This is a genomic window from Corynebacterium riegelii (assembly GCF_016728505.1).
GTDB lineage: Bacteria > Actinomycetota > Actinomycetes > Mycobacteriales > Mycobacteriaceae > Corynebacterium > Corynebacterium riegelii.
The window spans coordinates 628,248-649,007 of the sequence record NZ_CP068159.1 but is presented as its reverse complement, the minus strand read 5'-3'; the positions used below and the strand labels follow the sequence as shown (position 1 = coordinate 649,007).

The following is a 20,760-nucleotide window of genomic DNA, read 5'->3' as shown; positions in this document are numbered from 1 at the left end:
CTTGGCTCACCGATGAGTCAACTATCACCGGGATTTGCCCTATGACGGGAAGCCTCGGGTCGGGAGAGGATCGACACGGCAAAGCGAATAATCTTTACCGTGTTTTTGCTGGTCAAAACATGTTGTAACGGAATGGATAAGTGCTTCGATAGACCAAATAGCTTCCCCTTCAAATCCCTTTGTTGGGATGGCTGTCACTGTTTATTTCCGTGTTTAATCCCCTCCGAAAGGAACTTCACATGAAGCGCATCACCACCGCAGCAGTTGCTGCAGCTACCGCTCTGTCCCTCGTTGCTACCCCGGCTTTCGCTGAGGACAACAAGGACGGCTCCTCCAACGAGAACCAGGGCTCCTCCCAGCAGCAGGACAAGGAGGGTGACAAGGGCGGCTCCTCCAAGGACGGCGAGACCAAGAAGAAGTCTTCCGAGCTCTCGGACCAGGATGCAATCGACTACGCGAACAAGAAGTCTGATGAGCTCACCGGCCTGGTGAAGAAGGCTGCAGAGAAGGACACCCCGGAAGAGCGCGAGAAGGCTCTGAAGCCGCTCATCTCCTCCCTGAAGTCCGACGCTGCTCAGGGCTGGGCACCGGGCACCACCGCTGACGTCCTGCTGGGCACCGGCATCACCGCTGCTCTGCTTGCTCTGATCGCATTCGTTGTTAACTCCGGCCTGGTTCCGGGCCTGAAGCTGCCGTTCTAATTCGGCACACGCCAAGTGCTGGCCAAGAGTTAGCCGACAGAGTTAGCCAACGGCAAGCCTTTAGCAGTCACTCGCCAAGCGCGACGTGGCTGCTTTTCTTTTGCCCGGCGCTAAACCCCCTAACCCCCAGAACCCCTCTCCCCCACCAAATGCCAGAGGATTGCCAGAAAAACAGATAGTAGTTGTTGCGACCGGCTATTTGGTAGCAGTGTCGTGACTATCTGGTAGCACTTCAGTGAGTATCTGGTAGCAGCTCAGGGGGCTCGGGGTGATACTTCCGGTAGCCGCACCACTCGGGTGCGGCGCGTACTGGAAGGAGTCCGCTTATGACGGATTACCGTGCGGTGATGACGCTGCTGATTAGGAAGCGTTCTTACCGCCAGATTGAAGACCAGCTTGGGTGCTCGCACCGCGCAATTTCCCGAGCGAACCAAGCGCTGCGAAGCCTTGGCCTGACCACTGCCCAGCAGGTCGCGGCGTTGACCGATGACGAGTTGGCCGAGATATTCGTTGACAAACGCACCAGTGGGCAAGGCGAGTTCGTCCCGATTGACTTTGACGCGGTCGTCAAAGCACGCACAGGGCGTACGAAGCAAACACTGCAAGTATTGTGGGCTCGCTACACCACCACCCCAGCCCAGCCGGGTCAGCGTCATTACAGCTACGACCGGTTCCGCCAGCTAGTTGCCTCCCATGTCGATGCTGCCGGGCTTAGCGCGCGGATCACCCATGCACCAGGCCATACGATGCAGGTGGATTGGGCAGGTACCAAGATGCGCCTGTACGACCCTGCGGGCACGCCGGGTGCGAAAGTCAATATTTTCGTCGCTTCGCTGCCGTATTCAGGGATGTTGTTTGCGTGTGCGTGTGTTGACCAGCGTCAACAGTCCTGGCTTGATGCCCATCGTCAAGCGTTTGACTACTTCGGTGGAGTCTGTCAGGTTGTTGTCCCCGATAACGCGTCAACAGCATCAAACGCGATTAGTACTGCCGATAGGAATCGGAAGGTCAACGACACCTACCAGCAGTTCTTAGAGCACTACAACACAGCAGCACTTCCCACACGCGCGCGCCGACCGAAGGATAAAGCAAATGTGGAAGCTGCGGTAAAGATCGTCACCCACAAAGTCATCCACACCCTTGAAGGCCACCAGTGCGTTGACGTAGACGAGCTCAACGAAAAGATTGTGGACTTAGTCGACGCGATCAACACCTCCGTGCCGTTTCGCAGCCAGCAGTCAAGCCGCAGGGATCTCTTTGAACAACACGAGCAGCATCTGCTTGCTGATCTGCCGCAAACCCCGTGGCAGCACACCGAGTGGAAGCGTGCGAAAGTAGCCCCAGATTTCCATATCACGGTTGCAACGGTGCGCTACTCCGTTCCGCATCAGCTTGTTGGCCGCACTGTCGATGTGCGCATCACAGGGCAAGTCTTGACCGTCTTTGATCAAGGCACGACCGTGGCAACGCACCAAGTTTCGCATAAGCGTGGGGCCTATGTCACTGACTATGAGCACATTCCATCTGGCATGGACTCCACTCGTGGGCTGTGGACAAGCGACTACTTTTATCGCGAAGCCAGCAAAATCGGCCCGGCAACACGCAAGGTCATCGAAGAACTCATCGCGGCGAAAGCCATCCCAGCCCAGGCGTACCAGTCCTGTAGAAACGTGCTGTCGATGGGCAAACACGGCAACAAACCAATCTTGGAAGAGGCATGCCAGCGCCTGATGGCCAACGACGGCAGCCGACGTGCAGTGTCATATACCGCGGTTAAAAACATGATGGCCGCCATACGCAAAGAACACGCCACCCGGCCCCGCGGGTTAGACCAGGCCCCGCGCAGCACCACAACCAACCAGCCCACCGCCCCTGCAGTCACCGACCGGGATACCACCGGCGCGTTTCTCGGCGGTGCAGACCAGTTCAGCATGGAAACCTCCCAGAAAGGACACTAAGCCCATGTCATCACCAACCCCACCAACAGATCGCTTCCTTGACGAGTCCGTCCTGCCCGACTTCACCGCGCTGCGGATGACTGCCTTTGGACAAAGCGTCATCGAGATTGCCAACGATCCCGCATTCGACACATGGACGTTTTCCCAAAAGGTGCTCTACGCACTCGATAAAGAAGTCGCAGCCAGGCGTGAACGACGCATCAACAAACTGCTGAAAGCATCCCGATCGCCAAACCTTGATGCTTGCCTTGAAAACGTGGTCTGCACGCCTGACCGCAACATCAACCCCGAGCAAGTCAGCAGACTCGCTCACGGACAATGGTGCCACCTGGGCCAAAACATTGTCATCCTGGGCAAATCCTCAGTCGGCAAAACCTACCTCGCCCAAGCCCTGATCACAGCTGCATGCCGCAACGACTACTCCGCACGGTTCTACCGCACCGACATGCTTGCCGCCGAACTGGCAGTCCTCCAACTCGATGACCCCGCACGGCTGAAGTTCATCCAACACCTCCACGACGTCGACGTCCTGGTCTTAGATGACTTCCTGACCACACCTGTAGATGCCGCAACCGCGCACCAACTTCTCAACATCCTCGCCGGGCGAGAAGGCAAAGTCTCAACGATAGTGACCTCACAATTCACCCCACTGGAATGGTACAAATCCATCCCCGATGCCGTGATCTCCGAGTCAATCCTCAACCGACTCGTCTCCGGCGCCGAGATCATCACACTCGAAGGACCAAACATGCGCCTGACCACCAACACATAACCACCAACAACGCCTGAGTAAGACACCGCTACCGGATACTCACTCAGGCGCTACCAGATACTCACCACACCGCTACCATTTCAGTCTTCTGAACAAGTAGTTTTGCGGACCAAACAATAATCCCCCAAGGGTGAGCTAGTTAGGTAGGCAAAACAAGCGAACGAAAGCCGAGAGGTATCCGATCGCTGTATTCCTTACTCGCTTAATTGCTTACTCGTGATGAAAGGACTGTCACATGAAGCGCATCACTACCGCTGCAATCGCAGCCGCAACTGCAATGTCCCTCGCCACTGTTCCGGCAATGGCAGAAGAGGAAGGCAGCTCGGGGAATGGCGGTTCCTCCGTTGGCAGCCAGGAAGGCAACAACAACAAGAAGTCTTCGGAGTACACCAATGAGGAGGCCATCAACTACGCCAAGGATAACAAGGACAAGGCCAAGGGCCCGGTAAAGAGCGCCCTGGACAAGGACGACGATGGCAAGTCGCTCGGCTCGCTCGCATCCTCCCTGAAGTCTGATAAGGCTAATGACTGGGAGCCGGGCAAGACCGCCAACATCCTGCTGGGCACCGGCATCACCGCCGCGATCCTGGCTGTTATCGCGTTCCTGACCAACGGCGGCGGCCTGAAGCTCCCGTTCTAAGCAGAACTTCCCCTCCACGTAGAAAAATCCCACCCTGGCTGGAAGCTGGGGTGGGATTTGGCGTCGGTAAGCAAGAAGCCCTAATGCGGGAACTTGGCAGCGGCCTCTTCCCACAGGCCCTCGAACTCCTCCGGCGTGAGGCGCGTGGCGCGGATGCCTTCGAGCTGGCTGTAGAGGTCCGGGTGCGGGACAACGTCGAGTGGTTGGTTGGCCTGGCCGATGACGCGGCCGTCGATGAAGATGCCGGTGATGGTTTCCGCCGGGTCGAGTTCGATCATGCGGAGCATCGCGCATTCGGAGGCGCTGCGCTCTTCAAGCTCCGCGATGTTCAGCAGCTCGCCGCCGAGCTCCGGGACGGTGTAATGGATGCGCACGTAATGTTTCACGTGAAACACTCTAGGCGGTTTCGGCATGAAGCCGCGAAGCGTACGCGGAGCAGGTCACGATCTGGATCATGTGATAGATCATCAGCGGGACAATCAGCACGCCCAGCTGCGCGCCGCCGAAGATCACCGTTGCCATGGGCAGGCCGGTGGCGAGCGACTTCTGCGTGCCGCACATCTGCACAGCGACGCGGTCCTCGCGGTTGAAGCCCAGCGCCTGCGGGAGAACCTTGGAAAGCCACAGCATCGCCACCACCAACACAACGGCGAATACGGCCAGGAAGACGATCTCCCACAGCTTCACATTTGACCACACGCCGGAGACCACGCCGCTGGAAAACGCGGAGTAGACCACCATCCAGATGGAACCGCGGTCCACAATCTTCGTGGCCTTGGACTTGGCAATCTCCTTCGCCCGCGGCACGTAATTGTGCACCAGCTGGCCAAGTACGAACGGCAGGAGTAGTTGGAGGGCGATGTTGGTGAACACGGTGGCGTCGATACGCACGCCCGTCCCGGTGCCCATCAGCAACATCACCAGCACAGGCGTTGCCACCACACCGACTAGCGACGACACCGACGCCGCCACCACCGCCCCCGAGACATTGCCCCGCGCAATACCGGTCAGCGCCACCGAGGACTGCACCGTGGACGGCACCAACATGGCAAACAGGATGCCCTGGTAAATCTCCTGCGACAAAAACGCCGTAGTTGGCCGGAGCAGCACGCCAATCACCGGGTAAATCAGGAAGGTGAACGCAAGAATCAGGAGGTGAAGGCGCCAGTTGGTCAGGCCTTTCATCGCTTCATGGGTGGAAAGGCGCGCGCCGTACAGGAAGAACAGCAGCGCAATGGCAAGCTTCACCGCCACGGCAAACCCGTCCGCAAAGCTGCCGCTCGCCGGCACAATGAACGCGATGACCATCGAGGCGAAGATGCCCACAAGCAGCGGGTCGAACCGTTTTAAGAAACCTTCAAGAAAACCAGGCATGCGGGTAATTCTACGAACTCGTAGCTATTCTGGCGGCATGCTCCTCAACGAACCGCTCACCCTTCGCTCCCTGACCGTCCGCAACCGCATCTGGCTTCCGCCCATGTGCCAGTATCGCTGCCGCAACGAAGACGGTATCCCGGGCGCATGGCACATGATGCACTACGGCGCGCGTGCCGCCGGCGGCTTCGGGCTCATCGTCGCGGAAGCCACCGCGATTGTGCCGGAGGGCCGGATCTCCAATTACTGCGCCGGCCTGTGGAGCCAGGAGCACGTCGACGCGTGGGCGCCAATCGTCTCGCTTGCCAAGTCGCTCGGCGCCGCGATGGGCATCCAACTCAACCACGCCGGCCGCAAAGCCTCCACGTACCCGATGCTGCCCCAAGTGACCGGCCGCAGGAGCATCCCGCTTGATTGCGCCGGGTGGCAAACCACCGCGCCCTCCCCCACCCCATCCGAGGGCCATGCCGAACCGCGCGAACTGACCTTGGACGAGGTCCGTGAGCTTCCGGCGTTGTTTGCTGCCGCGGCGACCCGTGCCGTGGAGGCCGGCTTCGACTTCGTGGAAATCCACGCGGCGCACGGCTACCTGCTGCACCAGTTCCTCTCCCCGCTGTCGAACCAGCGAAGCGATGAGTATGGCGGCTCGCGCGAGAACCGGGCGCGTCTTCTGCTTGAGGTGGTGTCCTCCGTGCGCGAGGTGCTGCCGGAAGGCATGCCGCTGTTAGTCCGCCTGTCTGCCTCCGAGTGGCTGGACCCGGAAGGCTGGACGTTGGATGACTCCCGCTGGCTTGGCGCCCAGTTGCGCGACAAGGGCGTTGATCTTATCGACGTCTCCTCTAGCGGCAACGTCCGCGCCAACATTCCCGTTGAACCCGGCTACCAGGTGCCGTTTGCACGCGCCTTGAAAGACGCAAGCGGCCTGCCGGTAGCGGCCGTGGGTTTAATCACGGACGCCCAGCAGGCCGAAAACATTCTGGAAGCAGGCGACGCGGACGCCGTCATGATCGGGCGCGCCGCCCTGCGCAACGCGGAGTGGGCCATTGATGCCCTGGAGGAGCTCGGCGTGGATCACGCCAAGCTGCCGTACCCGGACTCCTACTTCAGGGCTTACTGATTACTCGCGGTGACGGTGTCGCCGTTGTCTGCAAGCGCAGCCGTCATCATGGCGGACTCCGACGGGCCGGAGGTCACCGAACCGTCCACAATGCTGAAGGTGGAACCGTGCTTGGTGCAGCGCACCTCATCACCGTTAACCACCGTGATCTTCGCGCCCTGGTGCGGGCACATGGAGGAGTACGCCACGAAGTTGCCCTCGGTTGGCTGGGCGATGATGAAGCGATCCATAATCACCGCGCTGCCAACAGGTACCTCGGTTTTGGCAAGCTCCGCGGTCGGCTCCTGACCACAGGCGGCCAGGAACGCGCCGGCGAAGGTTGCCGCGGAGCCGAGGATGAACATGCGGCGGGAGCAGGTGTGCGGGTTCGGGTTTGTCATGCCTTCACCGTAGCTTGCTTCATAGCCCGGACGTAGTCAGACAGCTCCGCTTTCAGCCCATCCATATCGGTCACATGGCCCGGATTCGGGTGGGTGTGCTCGGTGTATTTGGCAATGATGTTGCTGATCGCGGAACCCGTGATGGCACCTGAGGCACCCGCGGCAATCGCGTCGCGTACGTGCTCCGGGCGGGAAATACCAAAGCCCAACAACACTGGCGCCCCACCGAAGGAGTTGATGTTATCCACCACCTCGCGGAGTCCGTCCACGGTGGCTTCCTTCTCAGCGCCGGTCACGCCGTCGCGAGAAATGGCGTAAATGTAGCCGCGAGAGTTGGCCGCCACACCCTCCAAGGTTTCACGCGACGCCTTCGCCGGTGCGATGTAGATCGGGTCCACACCCGCGGCGGTGGCGGCTTCAGTAAACGGTTGGGACTCGCGCACCGGGACGTCTGGAAGCAAAATGCTATCCGCGCCCGCGGAGTGAAAGTCCGGATAGAAACGCTCCAGGCCGCGGACGAAGGCAACGTTGGCGTAGATCAACATGCCAATCGGCAACTCCGGGAAGCGCTGGCGAAGCTCACGCACCTGATCTAAGGCTTGCTGCACCGTCGCGCCGCCATCAAGGGCGCGCACGTGAGCGGTCTGGATCGCCGGGCCGTCCGCCACCGGATCAGAAAACGGCACACCCAACTCCACGGCATCCGCGCCAGCCTCAACAACGGTGGAGATGATCTCCACGGCCTCTGCCGGAGAGGGGTCAGAAAGCATGATGAACGGAACGAACGCGCCCTCCCCCTTCTCCTCCAGGCGTTGAAACATCGTGTCATAGCGGTTCATCGCTGCTCCTCCTTTTCAGATGCCTTGTCAGACAGAACCCAGTCCGGGTGCTCCTCTAACGTCCGGCGAACGTGTGCCACGTCCTTGTCTCCGCGCCCAGAGAGGCAGACCAGGATGTTTAATGGTTGGGCGTTGGTGGGGTGTTCGGCTGCGCGTCGTAAAGCATAAGCAAGCGCGTGCGAAGACTCGAGCGCCGGAATGATGCCCTCGTGGCGGGAGAGCAACTGGAAGGCGCGCAGGGCCTCCTCATCAGTCACCGGCACGTACTTAGCGCGGCCGGATTTGGCCAGGTAGGCGTGCTCCGGGCCAACCGCCGGGTAGTCCAGGCCGGCGGAGATGCTGTAGGACTCCTCGACCTGGCCGTCGTCATCACGCATCAGGTAAGAACGCGTGCCGTGCAAAATGCCGACGGTGCCCTGGGCGATCGCGGCGCCGTGCATGCCCACGCCGTAGCCCTCGCCGCCCGGCTCGGCGCCGACGAGCTCCACGCCCTCATCATCAATGAACTCCGCGAACATGCCGATCGCGTTGGAGCCGCCGCCCACACACGCAACCACCGTGTCCGGCAAGGCGCCTGTGCGCTCCAGCATCTGGGCGCGCGCCTCGGCAGAAATCACGCGGTGGAATTCCTTCACAATCTTCGGGAAGGGGTGCGGGCCCGCCGCGGTGCCAAGCAGGTAGTGCGACTCATGGAACGTGGCCGTCCAATCGCGCAGCGCCTCATTCACGGCATCCTTCAAGGTGCCTGCGCCGGACTCCACGCCGATAACCTCCGCACCCATCAGGCGCATGCGGTAGACGTTCGGCTCTTGGCGGGCCATATCCACCTTGCCCATGTAAATCACGCAATCCAGATCCAGCAGGGCGCACGCCAGCGCCGTCGCCGTGCCGTGCTGGCCCGCGCCGGTCTCCGCGATGATGCGCGTCTTGCCCATCTGCTTTGCCAGCAGCGCCTGCCCAATCACCTGGTTGGTCTTGTGTGCGCCGCCGTGCACGAGGTCCTCGCGCTTGAGAAAGATGCGCGTGTTGCCGTTGATAGGCAGGTTGCGGCACTCCGTCAGCGGGGTCGGGCGGCCCAGGTAGTCCCGCAGCAGCGCGCGGTATTCGGCCATAAACTCCTCGTTTTCAAAGGCCTCCACAAACGCGCGCTCCAATTGGTCCAGCGCAGGCATCAGGGACTCGGGCACAAACTGCCCGCCGAACTCACCGTAATACGCTGGCAGCAGGGTTTTGCCACCGCGGCTGTACTCACTCATTGTTGTCCTCCTCATAAAAGTTCCCAATCGCCGCAAAAGCCTGGCGCAGCTTCGCCGCATCCTTGTGCCCCGGTGCATACTCCACACCCGAATTCAGGTCCACGCCGGCCACCCCGGTGGTCAAGGCCTCCGCAACATTGTCCGGGTTCAGCCCACCAGCAAGCAGGGCCTTCTGCTTATCGACGCCACGCAGCACCCCCCAATCAAACCTTTCCCCCGAACCGCCCTCATGGGCATCGAGGACAAGCATGTCCACGTCATCAGTGATGGCTTGGGCGATCTCGGGGCCGAGCTCGTCCGTCATCGAAACTGCGCGCCATACCTCAACATGTTCGGGAACCTCGGCGCGAACGCGTGCGATGAGCTCGCGCTCCTTCTCCACCGACGCCTGCAGCGGTGCGTGAATCTGCACAGCCGCGATGCCGTCCTGGATCAGCTCGCCGTAGTTCTCCGTGCGGCGAGAGACCGCGACGTACTTCAGCCCGCGCTCGTGCGCGATGATGTTGGCAGATGTTCCACGTGAAACATTGCGGGGGCTGGCATCCTCAAAGATCAGCCCGCCGTAGACTGCGCCGGCCGCCTTCGCTGCCTGCGCCGCGGATGGGCTGGTGAGCCCGCAGACCTTATTCGGCCCGTAGACCAACTCGCGCACCGCCAGGTCCACGTCCGGCTGGCTGGTCAGTTGCGATCCCACGAGGAACCCGTCAGAGTGCGCGCCGAGCGCGCGAACCGTGCGCACGTCCCTGATCCCCGACTCCGAAACCACCACCGAGTCCTCCGGTGCGAACTGCGCCAGGTGCTTGGAGCGCGTCAGGTCAATGGACAAGTCGTGCAAGTTGCGGTGGTTCACGCCGAAGATCTTCGCGCCGAGCTTGGCCGCGCGGTGCGCCTCCTCCTCATCGATCACCTCGGTGAGCACGTCCATGCCAAGGGAGTCCGCCAGCGCGGAGAGGCGCGAGTACTCCTCATCGTCCAACACAGAGAGCATGAGCAAGATTGCGTCCGCACCAAAGTAGCGAGCGGCATATACCTGGATCTCATCAATGATGAAGTCCTTGCACAGCACCGGCAGGTGCGTGGTGGAGGCGACCGTTGCCAGGTGGTCGTAGTCGCCGCCGAAGCGGTCGGGCTCGCAAAGCACGGAGATGCCCGCCGCCTTGGAGTGGCCGTGGGAGTACACGGTGGCGATCTCCCCCGGCTCGTAGTGTTCGCGGATCATGCCTAAAGACGGCGACGCGCTCTTGCACTCCAAAATAAAACTGGTCCCCGGACGCTTCAGATTCTCGTACAACGAGCGTTCTGATTTAGGTAACGTGTCGAAATCAACGCCGTGCAGCCGTGCATGAATTTCGTCAAGGTGACCTTTTCGGCCGGCGACGATATTCTCCAGAACCGTAGGAAGCTTAGGCACTGTAATCGGTCCCCTCGTGCTTCTGCAGCCAGGCTTGAACGGTGCCGTCGTTAAGCAAGGTGCTCGCATGCGCTACACCTTCCGCAATCGTGTCCGCCTTGCCGTAAAGGTAGAACATGGCGCCGGCGGAAAGCGCAATCGCGTCGTGGTGCGCCTGGGGGCCTTCGCCCGCAAAGGTGGCGCGCATGTAGGCGGCGTTCTCCGCGCCGTCGCCACCGCGCAGCGCCTCTAGCGGGTGGCGCGAAACGCCGAGCTCCTCCGGGGTGATGGTGTAGTGCGTGATCTCGCCCTCGCGGTCTAGCTCCCACACCTGGGTGTCACCATGGACCGCAATCTCATCCGTACCCGCGCCGTGTACCACGAGTGCGCGACCGCGGCCCAGCTCACGCATGGTTTCCGCGATCACCTGGCCCTGCTTCGGGTTGGCAATGCCCATGATCTGGAACTCCGGGCGAGCAGGCGAAAGCAGCGGGCCCATCGTGTTGAACAGTGTGGACACGCCGAGGGACTTACGCACCGGCTGCACGTGCGCAATCGCCGGGTTGTAGGCCGGGGCGAACAGGAAGGTGAAGTTGGCGGACTCGAACTGGCGCACCGCACGGTCCGGGTCCAGGTCCAGCGGGATGTTCAGCGCCTCAAGCACGTCAGCGGAACCGGACTTGGAAGATACGGAGCGGTTGCCGCACTTGATCATCTTCACGCCACCGGCGGCCGCGGTCAGCGAGGCAGCGGTGGTGATGTTGATGGTATTCGCGCCGTCACCACCCGTACCGGCGGTGTCCATGATCCCCTCCCCCGTCACCGGGAACGGGCGGCCGGCAGCCAGGAACGCCTGGGTCGCGCCCGCGATGTCGGCGAAGGTCTCGCCGCGCGTACGGATCGTGGCCAACAGGGCTGCGATGTGTACGTCGTCATAATCACCGATAGTCAGCGGGGTAAACGCCTCCACCGCCTCTTCAAGCGTGGGCGCCGGGTTATCCAAAAAGCGACGCAGAATTTCCAGAGACTTTTCACTTGCCATTGTTTGCACCTTTCTGCAGCAGTTGAGTAACGCAGCGCTCGAGCATGATCGGGCCGGCCGGCGTCAAAATAGATTCGGGGTGAAATTGCAGGCCAATGGCCATACTATCCGTCGTCTCGGCGGCCATGATCACCTCACCAATTTCAGTATCGGCCCACGCAAGGGCGCGCATCCCCTCCGGCTCCTGCGTTGCGCCGAGTGAGTGGTAACGGGCAACAGGGACGCTGTTGCTTGGTTCGGTGGGCGTGCCGCCGGTGGTCAGGCCGCTAAAAAGCACGCTAGCCCTGCCGGCCTCGGTCAGGCGCATCGGTCGGGAGGTTCCGTGCTCTGGGCCGCACGGGTGGACGCGGCCGCCGTGGTGTTCAATCAGTGCCTGGTAGCCAAGGCAGATGCCCAGGATTGGGATGCGGCCCTGGGCGCGGCCGATGACCTCCATCATGCAGCCGGCCTCGACCGGGTAGCCGGGGCCGGGCGAGAGCACGATGAGGTCCGGATTGGCGGCCAGCACCGTGTCGGCGGAGACAGTGTTGCGGTAGACCACCATGTCGTGGTCGCCGGTATCCCGAAGCGCGTCGACCAGGTTATAGACAAACGAGTCCTGGTTATCCAGCATCACAATTGTCATTTGATTACCTCCAGCTCCGCGTCGGCAGCCAGGGCCAACGCGTTGAGTACGGCGTATGCCTTGTGCAGGGTTTCATCGGCTTCGGCCTGCGGGTCCGAATCCCGAACTACGCCCGCGCCTGCCTGAACCACCGATGTTTCACGTGAAACATAGGCGGAACGGATGACAATGCAGGTGTCAAAGTCGCCGTTGCCGCGCAGGTAGCCCACCGCGCCGCCGTAGGACCCGCGGCGGGTGCCCTCCATCTCACGCAACAACTCGGTGGCCCGCAGCTTCGGCGCGCCCGTCAGCGTGCCCATGTTCATGCACGCGCGGTACGCATCCAGCGCATCCAGGTCCTGCGCAAGCGTCGCCGTGACCCGGCTGACCAGGTGCATCACGCGCGAATAGCGGTCCACCTGCAACAACTCCGCCACCTTGCGAGTCCCCGGCTCAGCCACACGCGCCAGGTCATTGCGCGCCAGATCCACCAGCATCGTGTGCTCCGCAACCTCCTTCGCATCCGTACGAAGCTGCAGCTCCATGCGCGTATCCAACTCCAAATTCACGCTGCCATCCGCGTTCAACCCGCGCGGTCGCGTGCCCGCGATCGGGTACAACTGCACCTCGCGCGTGGCCGCATCAAACTTCAGGTTGGACTCCGGCGAAGCCCCAAACAACTCGTACGGCTGCCCCGCCCGGTCCACACCGCGCACATAAAACATGTACGGCGAGGGGTTCGTCTCACGCAGCCGCTGGTACGCCGCAAACGCATCCCGGCAGGTCGTAGTAAAACTGCGCGCCGGCACCACCTGGTAAATATCCCCGTTGGCAATGGAGCCCTTCAGCTTATCCACGTCCCTCCGAAACTCCCCATCACCCATACTCGCGGCCACACGCAGCGTGTTTTCCGGGTGTGGGGCGGGGGTGTAGGTCTGCGTTGGGGCGTCGATACGCATGGCGAGCTCTGAAAGATCAATGCCCTCGCCGGTGGCATCCACGGCGGCTAGGTACGCGGTCTGCGCCTGGTGATCCACCTTCAGCAGCACCTCTGCCAGCACAAACTGGTAATCCGGGTAGGTGTTCTCCCCCTCCTGGACCTGCGGCAGCGTCTCAAACGTTTCCAGATAATCAAACGCGAACCCGCCCGCCAACAGTGGAAAGTCCTCGTTGCCGTAGCCGGCCTTGGTGCTCAGGGCGCGCAGCACCTCCGCACTCGACGGCGCCGTCAGCCGCTCCCGCTCATCCTCGGCCTTACTTGCCGGGAACTCGTAGGTGTTTTCGGCGGTTGCGTACGGCTTGAGCTGCTCTTGGGCTTGCTTGGCTAGCAGCTCGCCGGACTCGGTGAACGGCTCGATGCTCACCTGGTTGCCATTGCAGGTCACTCTTAACGACGCCTTGAGCACCGCCATCGAATGCAACCCCGACTTCGTCGTAATATCAGCGGACTCTAAAAGCACGGAGTCTTCCTGTTCGCAGCCACCAAGGTGCGCGAACAAACTGGAGACGTCCTCGTGATAGCGCACGTCTACCTTCGTAAACCGCGGCTGTGGTGGGGATTTGCTCATTGTGTTCGTCCTTTGTCGTTGTGCTTTGTCTTATGCAGCACCGGGGACTTAGAGCAAAGGCCCGCGGCGCTTGGTTTGAGTTCAAGCTGGCGGGCCAGAAGATTTTTTCTACGTTGACTTGTGGCACGCCGTCTACGCGAGCCACCACCACTGAAGATTGCCGTGGGCCAAGTTGTTGAAAGTCACGCATGACAGCGTAGCGCATAATTTGCGCCCACGTGTGAATTCCGAAGAATATTGCCGTTTCGGCCGATTTCGTGCCTCATTCGGGTGGGATCGGGCCGCTTTCCGAAGTATACTTCCGATTCAACGCTTTAATCAGCGAAAAACTGGCACTATGCCGTCTGAGCCCGTATGAATCCGAAGGATACTTCCGAAATGCAGCAACGTCCCGATCCGATGGTCATCGCCGGAACAATTGGCGCCACCATCCGCCAAACCAGAAAATCCCTCGGGCTCACCCAGGTACAGCTGGCGCAGCTTGCCAACCTTTCAGACAAGACGGTGCGCGACCTCGAACACGGAACGGCAACGCCAAGCCTCAAGGCAGCACTAGAAACACTCGATGTCCTCGGCCTTCGCCTGGAGGTCACGCCGTGAACTCGCTTGAACAGTTACGGACCGTCAAGCGTGCGGACGTCTGGAAGCAAGATGCCCACGTTGCAACGCTGGTGCGAAAAGAAGACGGCGGGGTCACCTTTGCGTATCTTCCCGGGTATGCGGGTCCTCCGGTGGCGAAGTCGTTGCCGGTGGTTGACGGGGGCGTCGATACGCAAGGCGGTGCACTACCAGCCTTTTTCACCGGGCTGCTGCCGGAGGGCCACCGCTTGAGTGTCATCCGGAAACTGGTGAAGACTTCGCTGGATGATGAGCTGTCCCTTCTTCTGGCAATTGGCAACGACCTACCTGGTGACGTTCGCGTGGTACCCACGGGCACGAAACCCGTGCCACCCGTCCAGCAGGGAGAACCTGGGCATCTCGACTTCCAAACGCTGACCGAAACAGTGGAAACGCAGGGTCTCGCCGGCGTGCAAGGGAAAGCATCTGCCTCCATGATCAACACGCCGCTGACCATCGATCGTGGCGACTACATCCTGAAACTCAGCTCCGCAGAGTATCCGCAGCTTGTGGAAAATGAGCATCTGCACCTGCAGCACGCTGCCAAGTTAGGCATTCCGGTTGCACAATCACAGCTGGTCCAAGACCGCAACGGTGTCAGTGGACTCTTAGTCCAACGCTTTGATCGGTATGGGGGCCGGAGGCTCCCGCTTGAAGACGCTACGCAGATCCTCAACATCCCCCCATCCCAGAAATACAACGTCACAGCCGAAGAAGTGACCCAGGCTCTCGCCGAAGTTACTGCGCAGCCGCGTATTGCAGCCCGAACGCTTTATTTGCAGTTGGTGTTCGCATGGCTGACCGGCAACGGCGACTGCCACGCCAAAAACATATCGGTTGTTCAAAACGTAGCAGGTAATTGGGAGGTCGCGCCCATGTATGACATCCCCTGCACAGCCGTGTACCGCGACTTCACCCTTGCACTGACAGTGAACGGCAAAACTAAAAACCTGCGCGCAAGGGACTGGGATGCCTTCGCGGAGAGCATTAGTCTCCCGCTGAAAGCCGCACACGGTGCAAATGAAATCGCGCTCACGGTTGCCAGCGGTATCAACCTCGCGGAGATTCCCGTGGAAGGTTCTGCACTCTACGGCGCGGAGCGTGAGCTACGGTTCCGACGCTCACAGCTCGAACCCTGACAGTAGGCCCCGGCGGGTTCGGGTGGGTCTGGGTGTGGATCCTGTAAGCAACCCCGGGGTCGCTTACAAACCCCAGGTCGCGTTAGTCACATCCGTAACAAACGGCCTTGTTTGCAATGAGGCCAGTGGGGCGTGTGGGGTTAGCGCTGGTCAGGGGGCTACTGGCCGCCTAGAGTTACTCGCCGCCGGTCTTGTTGCCGGTCTTGTTGTCGGCTTGGGTGGCGGCGTTTCGCAAGGCACCCAGGTCCACGGCCGGGGCGGCGGCGGCACCAGCACCGGTACCGGCGCTGGCGGAATCGGCGGAGGTGGAGGACAGCGCGTCGTCGACAAGCAGGGCAGCCCTGGCGCCGAAGTTCCCACCAACCGAAAGAGCAACAACGGACGCAACCACCGCAATGGCCGGGGCGATCCACAGCCAACCGGAGGCGATGAACGCAAACGCGGCGGCCAACGCGAGGCCCACACCGGTGAGAATCCAGAAGGGGCCGACCACACGGTGGGCCTGGCGCCACGTGGACTCGTTCTTGCGAACCTCAGGAACCCGCAGGCCAACAACGTTATTGCCGGGGAGTTTGCCAGCGGTAGCCATGGCGCCGACGATGAGGAAAACAAGCGCGAGGACGATGAAAATGGTGCCAAGCACCGCGTTAAGCGTGGTCATGGTTGCAAGCGGGGACATGCCCCCAAGCATAAACCCGAAGCCACGGCCAAAGAAAACAGCCCATGATTGGAAAACAGGTGGTTATTTAGGGGAAAATGAGAAATTAGCGACGGCTGCGGCCGCGCCCTGTCCAATTCCCGTTCACTGTAGAAGGGTTTCAGCAATGAAATCGAAATTTCTGAACTCGCTGCTGATGTGGATTGTGCTGGCGATCATCGCCGGTTACGTCTGCAGCTTGTTCTTCCCTGACTGGCTTGCGCGCGTGTTTGTCACGTTTAATGGCCTGTTTTCCAACTTCCTCGGCTTCTTCGTCCCGGTGCTGATTTTCGCGCTGATCGCGCCGGCGATCGCCGGCTTGGGGCAGGGAGCGGGAAAGTGGCTCGGCATCACCGCCGGTGTTGCGTACGGTTCCACGATCATTTCCGGTCTCATCGCGTGGGGCACCGCAACCGTGCTGTACCCGATTTTTCTTAATGACGGCCTAGTCACCTCCGTCGACGACCCCAGCGAAGGCGGCCTCGAACCATTCTTCAGCGTCGAAATGCCAGCGCCGTTCCCGGTGATGGCTGCGCTGCTGCTGTCCTTTGTCATCGGTGTTGCAATGACCGCGGTGCCGTCGAAGAACATGCACCAGGTGCTTGATGAGCTCAACGCGGTGATCCTGAAGGTTGTCACCAGCTTTGTCATCCCGCTGCTGCCGATCTACATCTTCGGCACGTTCCTGAGCCTGGGCATGAATGACAACTTCGGCTCCACCATCGCCGCGTTTGGTACCGTCCTGGTGCTGTCCATCGTGATGACCCTTGTCATCGTCCTGCTGCTCTACATCATCGCCGGTGTTATCGCTGGTGTGAACCCGTTCGTTGCCCTGAAGAACATGCTGCCGGCGTACTTCACCGCGCTGGGTACCTCTTCTTCCGCAGCCACGATCCCGGTCACCTACGCATCCACCCTGAAGAACAAGGTGGACGAGGACGTCGCCGGCTTCGTAGTCCCGCTGTGCGCGACGATTCACCTGTCGGGTTCCATGATGAAGATCATGCTGTACGCCCTGGCCATCGTGTTCATGGGTGGGCTTGATGTGACCAGCCCGCAAATCCTCGGCTTCATGCTGCTGCTGGGCATCATGATGATCGCTGCGCCGGGCGTGCCGGGTGGCGCCATCATGGCTGCGGTTGGCCTGCTGCAGGCCAACCTTGGTTTTGACGAGTCCATGGTCTCCCTCATGATCGCCGCCTACATTGTTGTTGACTCCTTCGGCACCGCAGCCAACGTCACCGGCGATGGCGCGATCGCGTTGATCATCAACAAGTTCGCCGCAGGCAAGATCAAGAGCACTTCGCTTGACGACGCTGACGCCAACGCAGAACCCTCCACCCCAACGAACACTGAAGCCAACGCCGAAGCTGCCCGCTAACCGCACTGGCTAGCCGCACAGACTGCTGCCGCACAGACTGCTGCCGCTGGCGAAGGACCGTTAGCGAAGGACTCCCAGACCTCTGGGGGTCCTTTTTTCAATTGCGGCAAATATCTGCCAAACCGGGGATATCTGCCACGGCTCACAGGTGTTTGCCAGATTTCGCTTTGCGGCCTGGGCTTTTGCATTTGTTGTCGGGCACTCCCCTGCCCTCCCCACACCCCACCCACGCCCAACCCACGCCTTGCTAGACTACAACGCAAAATCCGCCAAATGTCTCCATATTCGACCTGCGGGTTTGCGGGGTAATTTTCAATGTCGTCTAGCAGTGAGGCAACAGTGAGGCAGTGTCGCTCCCTGCAAGGCGCTCCCGGTGGGCCTACTAGCACACAACGCAAAACTCAAGCTGAGTAAAGACAACTGACCTGGGGAAACATAGGGCCAAAATCATTGTCTGCTAGTGGCACACGCACGGCGGGTCGCGGCTACGACTCATCGCAACTCAAACCTGGCAATCACCTGGCAGTCAATGCAACTATCCCCGATTTGGCAGAATGCTTCCGCAATTCAAAAAAGCTCCCCCACCGCCCCAGGCCACTCCCCCAGGGACAGCTGAATCACTAAACATCACTACGCCGTCACTCTATTATCTCTCGAAGAATAGGTCCCTCACTCTATAATGTGACGCCCTCACTGTGTAAATTGACCGAAAAGTGAACTGTCACTCTATAAAGTGAGGCCGTCACTCTATAGATTCGCTAAACTGACAGCATGAGTGATCGCATGAACAGGATTATGGAGCGCCTCAATCGGCAGCGGGATGATGATCACTGCATTGAGGCCAAGAGCGGTACGGGCAAACTCGACAAAGCGTTCTGGAGCACTGTCAGCGCCTTTGCTAACACTCGTGGGGGTCTTATTGTTCTGGGGATTTCAGAGGATCAGGAAACTGGGCGTTTTGTGGTGAACCCTGATTTTGACTATCACCAGATGAGCGATCGCTTAGAGGATGCGTTCCGCCCCTCGCAGGAGAACCCGGGTGTCACGCCGCTTCCGCGCGTGGAGCCTGAAGCGGATGAGTACAACGGCGCCCCGGTGATTGTCTTGAGGGTGTACCCGATGAGGGATGATCCGAAGTTGGGCAAGTTAATGCCTTGTTATGTCACAAGCCAGGGTCCGCGGAACGGTTCTTATAAGCGGCTGTTCGATGGTGATCATCGGCTATCTTCGTATGAGGTGTTTCAACTTGCCACCTTGTATGAACCGGATTTGGCGGAGTTGGCACCGGCGCCGAAGGCAACGCTGGATGATCTGGAGAAGCCGGAATGGGAAGCGCTTTTGGGCTCTTTTGTTAAGTCTGGGTCCAGGCTTATGTACGGAACGAAGAGTGATGTAGAGGCGCTTGAGCGTCTGCATGTTGTTGATGGGGGTGGCACGCCTACTCTTGCGGGCACGCTTGCTCTTGGGACGTATCCGCAGCAGTTTTACCCACAATTGTTCATTGATGTTGCGGTACACCCGCAGACAGAGAAATCTTCGGGGGAGGTGCGTTTTCTTGAGCGGAAGCAGTGTGATGGTCCGTTGCCGATTGCGGTTGAGAACGCAATCCAGACTGTGTTAGCCAACCTTCGTACGCGGACTGTGGAGCGTGGTTCTGTGATGATTGATGAGCCGGAGATTCCGGAGATTGCTATCCGTGAGGCGGTGGTCAATGCCGTGATGCATAGGGATTACAACCCGCAGGTGTTGGGTCGGCAGGTGCAGATTGATATCTATCCGGATCGGGTGGAGATCAATAATCCGGGCGGTCTTTGGGGTGATCGAACGGTGGACAATATTCAGGAGAATCGGTCGACTGCTCGTAACCAGTACCTAGCTAACTTGTTGAGTCATTTGCGCACGCCTGGGGGCTCTTCGCGTGTTGCGGAGAATCAGGGCAGTGGAATTCAGCGTATGAAGTCGGGGATGCAAACGCATGGTCTGCCTCAGCCGTTGTTTACTGCGAACATTGGCGATTTCACTGTGACGCTTTTCCGCTTCGGTTTGTTGACTCCGGAGATTGCGCAGTGGCTGAATCGGGTTGCTCCGAAGGCGACTAGGGAGGAACAGGTGGCGCTTGCGATTGCGCATGGCCTCGGTGCGGTGTCTACCCGGGAGCTGAAAGACAATGTGGGGCTTGATAGTGATGACGCGCGAGCGATCTTGAACGGGCTTGCGTCGGCAGGAAGCTTGGTGCCTACGAGTGATCCCGATCGGTTTACGCTTGCCCCATCCAACGGTGGTGCGGGTAGTGTGGACCCGGAGATCATTAACGTTCTTGCGGGAGGTGGGGAGCTTTCAGCTCGGGAGATTGCCGATGCGCTAGGTGTCAGCCTTAGCAGTGTGCGGCCTCGCTTGCGCAAGCTTGTCGACGCCAACGTGATCTCACCAACCGCTCCCCCCACGAGCCGCAACCGTCGTTATCGGATTTAGGTGGTCGGCTAGTCGTCAGATGTGGCGTCGAGACGCGCCTGGTCCTTTGCTCGCCTGCGCTCGCTGATTTTTCCGGCGAGTGCGCCGAAAACCAGCATGCCGATAACTGCACCGACGATGGCGCCAATGGTGCCGGCGCCGCTGAACTCGCCCTCGGGGTTGTACGCGCCGGTGATAATGATGATTGCCAGCCACACTGCGACCAGGCCGAAGTAGACCACGAGCAGGCCGCGCGGCATCTTGCGCAGACTAGACACTGGCCGTGGCACGTAGTTGCGCATCCAGAGGGCAGCGGCTGCGCTACTGAGCCCAGGCACGCAAAGCACAAGCAGTGACCACATGGCGAGCTGGCCGGGAAGTACCAAGGCAAGGATTGTACCCACGAGCGCCGTCACCGGTAGGGACGTGTACAGCGCTACAGAGTCGGCTTTGTAGTAGGTCGAGGCTTCGAATTCGTCCTGGGCAATGTCCGCAACGTAGTTAACAATGGTGTCGCCGTACTGCTTCATCAGTAATCCTCCCTAAAGCTGTTCCTCGTCATCGCCGAAGATTTCCTCGACGGTTTTGCCAAGTTCGCGGCAAATGTCCAGTGCTAGGTACACGGAAGGCGAATAGTTGCCGCGTTCAATGTTGGCGATGGTTTGGCGTGAAACGCCGACTCGGTCGGCGAGTTCTTGCTGGGAGAGTTCCAGCCAGCGCCGCCACTTGCGCACCATGCTCATGCCGCTCTCCTTTCGTTCCCTTCCATATACAAAATGTAAACCCGCAACGACCAACTGTCAAGCAAACTTTACACAACGGCAACTATCCCC

The 20,760-nt window shown here is 60.2% G+C and carries 21 protein-coding genes; 9 read left to right on the top strand and 12 right to left on the bottom strand.

The genetic code is table 11. The features are described 5' to 3' along the window. Positions 1 to 239 precede the first annotated feature (239 nt). The 4 genes from I6I71_RS02940 to I6I71_RS02925 all read left to right on the top strand — a co-directional run bounded on the left by I6I71_RS02940 (position 240) and on the right by I6I71_RS02925 (position 4,071). On the top strand, positions 240 to 701 hold the full coding sequence (locus tag I6I71_RS02940) for a hypothetical protein (protein ID WP_101734585.1): 462 nt from the start codon (positions 240 to 242) through the stop codon (positions 699 to 701). Positions 702 to 1,027: 326 nt separating this feature from the next. Further along, the gene (istA, locus tag I6I71_RS02935; RefSeq protein WP_201822132.1) at positions 1,028 to 2,659 is read left to right on the top strand and encodes an IS21 family transposase; all 1,632 of its coding nucleotides are present in this window, start codon (positions 1,028 to 1,030) and stop codon (positions 2,657 to 2,659) included. Positions 2,660 to 2,663: 4 nt separating this feature from the next. Beyond that, on the top strand, positions 2,664 to 3,431 hold the full coding sequence (locus I6I71_RS02930; RefSeq protein ID WP_201821276.1) for an ATP-binding protein: 768 nt from the start codon (positions 2,664 to 2,666) through the stop codon (positions 3,429 to 3,431). A gap of 235 nt (positions 3,432 to 3,666) precedes the next feature. Continuing rightward, on the top strand, positions 3,667 to 4,071 hold the full coding sequence (locus I6I71_RS02925) for a hypothetical protein (protein ID WP_201822129.1): 405 nt from the start codon (positions 3,667 to 3,669) through the stop codon (positions 4,069 to 4,071). Between the two features lie 80 nt (positions 4,072 to 4,151). On the opposite strand, the gene I6I71_RS02920 is transcribed toward I6I71_RS02925, so the two are convergent. After that, positions 4,152 to 4,457 (bottom strand): hypothetical protein, encoded by a 306-nt coding sequence (locus I6I71_RS02920; protein WP_070463187.1) that lies wholly within the window; start codon positions 4,455 to 4,457, stop codon positions 4,152 to 4,154. Positions 4,458 to 4,467: 10 nt separating this feature from the next. Further along, the gene (locus I6I71_RS02915) at positions 4,468 to 5,445 is read right to left on the bottom strand and encodes a bile acid:sodium symporter family protein (protein WP_201822127.1); all 978 of its coding nucleotides are present in this window, start codon (positions 5,443 to 5,445) and stop codon (positions 4,468 to 4,470) included. Between the two features lie 37 nt (positions 5,446 to 5,482). Here I6I71_RS02915 and I6I71_RS02910 point away from each other — a divergent pair, with 37 nt between their 5' ends. Next, positions 5,483 to 6,562 carry an NADH:flavin oxidoreductase/NADH oxidase gene (locus I6I71_RS02910; RefSeq protein ID WP_201822125.1) on the top strand — a complete coding sequence of 360 codons (1,080 nt, stop codon included), beginning with the start codon at positions 5,483 to 5,485 and terminating at the stop codon, positions 6,560 to 6,562. On the opposite strand, the gene I6I71_RS02905 is transcribed toward I6I71_RS02910, so the two are convergent. The 7 genes from I6I71_RS02905 to I6I71_RS02875 are packed head-to-tail and all read right to left on the bottom strand — an operon-like array spanning position 6,556 to position 13,641. Beyond that, positions 6,556 to 6,906 carry a Rieske (2Fe-2S) protein gene (locus I6I71_RS02905; protein ID WP_201823256.1) on the bottom strand — a complete coding sequence of 117 codons (351 nt, stop codon included), beginning with the start codon at positions 6,904 to 6,906 and terminating at the stop codon, positions 6,556 to 6,558. The two genes, I6I71_RS02910 and I6I71_RS02905, sit on opposite strands and share 7 nt — an antisense overlap. A 32-nt stretch (positions 6,907 to 6,938) precedes the next feature. Continuing rightward, entirely contained in the window at positions 6,939 to 7,781 is an 843-nt protein-coding gene (gene trpA / locus I6I71_RS02900) for a tryptophan synthase subunit alpha (RefSeq protein ID WP_201822123.1), read from the bottom strand. After that, entirely contained in the window at positions 7,778 to 9,037 is a 1,260-nt protein-coding gene (gene trpB, locus I6I71_RS02895; protein ID WP_201822121.1) for a tryptophan synthase subunit beta, read from the bottom strand. Before trpB ends, trpA begins: the two co-directional genes overlap by 4 nt. Further along, complete coding sequence (gene trpCF / locus I6I71_RS02890) at positions 9,030 to 10,454, bottom strand: bifunctional indole-3-glycerol-phosphate synthase TrpC/phosphoribosylanthranilate isomerase TrpF (protein ID WP_201823248.1); 1,425 nt, start codon at positions 10,452 to 10,454, stop codon at positions 9,030 to 9,032. Before trpCF ends, trpB begins: the two co-directional genes overlap by 8 nt. After that, a complete protein-coding gene (gene trpD, locus I6I71_RS02885) occupies positions 10,441 to 11,469 on the bottom strand; it encodes an anthranilate phosphoribosyltransferase (RefSeq protein ID WP_201822119.1) in 1,029 nt (342 codons plus the stop codon). The genes trpCF and trpD overlap by 14 nt, the downstream gene beginning before the upstream one ends. Beyond that, positions 11,459 to 12,094 (bottom strand): glutamine amidotransferase-related protein, encoded by a 636-nt coding sequence (locus I6I71_RS02880; RefSeq protein WP_201822117.1) that lies wholly within the window; start codon positions 12,092 to 12,094, stop codon positions 11,459 to 11,461. Before I6I71_RS02880 ends, trpD begins: the two co-directional genes overlap by 11 nt. Beyond that, positions 12,091 to 13,641: an anthranilate synthase component 1 gene (locus I6I71_RS02875; protein WP_201822115.1), complete on the bottom strand. Its 1,551-nt coding sequence runs from the start codon at positions 13,639 to 13,641 to the stop codon at positions 12,091 to 12,093. Before I6I71_RS02875 ends, I6I71_RS02880 begins: the two co-directional genes overlap by 4 nt. 378 nt (positions 13,642 to 14,019) lie before the next feature. Here I6I71_RS02875 and I6I71_RS02870 point away from each other — a divergent pair, with 378 nt between their 5' ends. Next, the gene (locus I6I71_RS02870; RefSeq protein WP_201822112.1) at positions 14,020 to 14,241 is read left to right on the top strand and encodes a helix-turn-helix domain-containing protein; all 222 of its coding nucleotides are present in this window, start codon (positions 14,020 to 14,022) and stop codon (positions 14,239 to 14,241) included. Beyond that, positions 14,238 to 15,398, top strand: coding sequence for a type II toxin-antitoxin system HipA family toxin (locus I6I71_RS02865; protein ID WP_201822110.1), 1,161 nt, complete (start codon positions 14,238 to 14,240; stop codon positions 15,396 to 15,398). Before I6I71_RS02870 ends, I6I71_RS02865 begins: the two co-directional genes overlap by 4 nt. A gap of 175 nt (positions 15,399 to 15,573) precedes the next feature. Here the strand turns inward: I6I71_RS02865 and I6I71_RS02860 are convergent, their stop codons facing one another. Next, on the bottom strand, positions 15,574 to 16,077 hold the full coding sequence (locus I6I71_RS02860; protein WP_236587372.1) for an SdpI family protein: 504 nt from the start codon (positions 16,075 to 16,077) through the stop codon (positions 15,574 to 15,576). A gap of 145 nt (positions 16,078 to 16,222) precedes the next feature. Here I6I71_RS02860 and I6I71_RS02855 point away from each other — a divergent pair, with 145 nt between their 5' ends. Next, positions 16,223 to 17,476: a dicarboxylate/amino acid:cation symporter gene (locus I6I71_RS02855; RefSeq protein ID WP_201822108.1), complete on the top strand. Its 1,254-nt coding sequence runs from the start codon at positions 16,223 to 16,225 to the stop codon at positions 17,474 to 17,476. A 771-nt stretch (positions 17,477 to 18,247) separates the two neighbouring features. Then, positions 18,248 to 19,948: an ATP-binding protein gene (locus tag I6I71_RS02850; RefSeq protein WP_201822106.1), complete on the top strand. Its 1,701-nt coding sequence runs from the start codon at positions 18,248 to 18,250 to the stop codon at positions 19,946 to 19,948. 8 nt (positions 19,949 to 19,956) lie between these two features. Here I6I71_RS02850 and I6I71_RS02845 read toward each other — a convergent pair whose 3' ends face one another. Further along, positions 19,957 to 20,457, bottom strand: a complete 501-nt coding sequence (locus tag I6I71_RS02845; protein ID WP_201822105.1) for a hypothetical protein — start codon at positions 20,455 to 20,457, stop codon at positions 19,957 to 19,959. Between the two features lie 12 nt (positions 20,458 to 20,469). After that, positions 20,470 to 20,670, bottom strand: coding sequence for a helix-turn-helix transcriptional regulator (locus tag I6I71_RS02840; RefSeq protein ID WP_052205708.1), 201 nt, complete (start codon positions 20,668 to 20,670; stop codon positions 20,470 to 20,472). Positions 20,671 to 20,760: the final 90 nt, after the last annotated feature.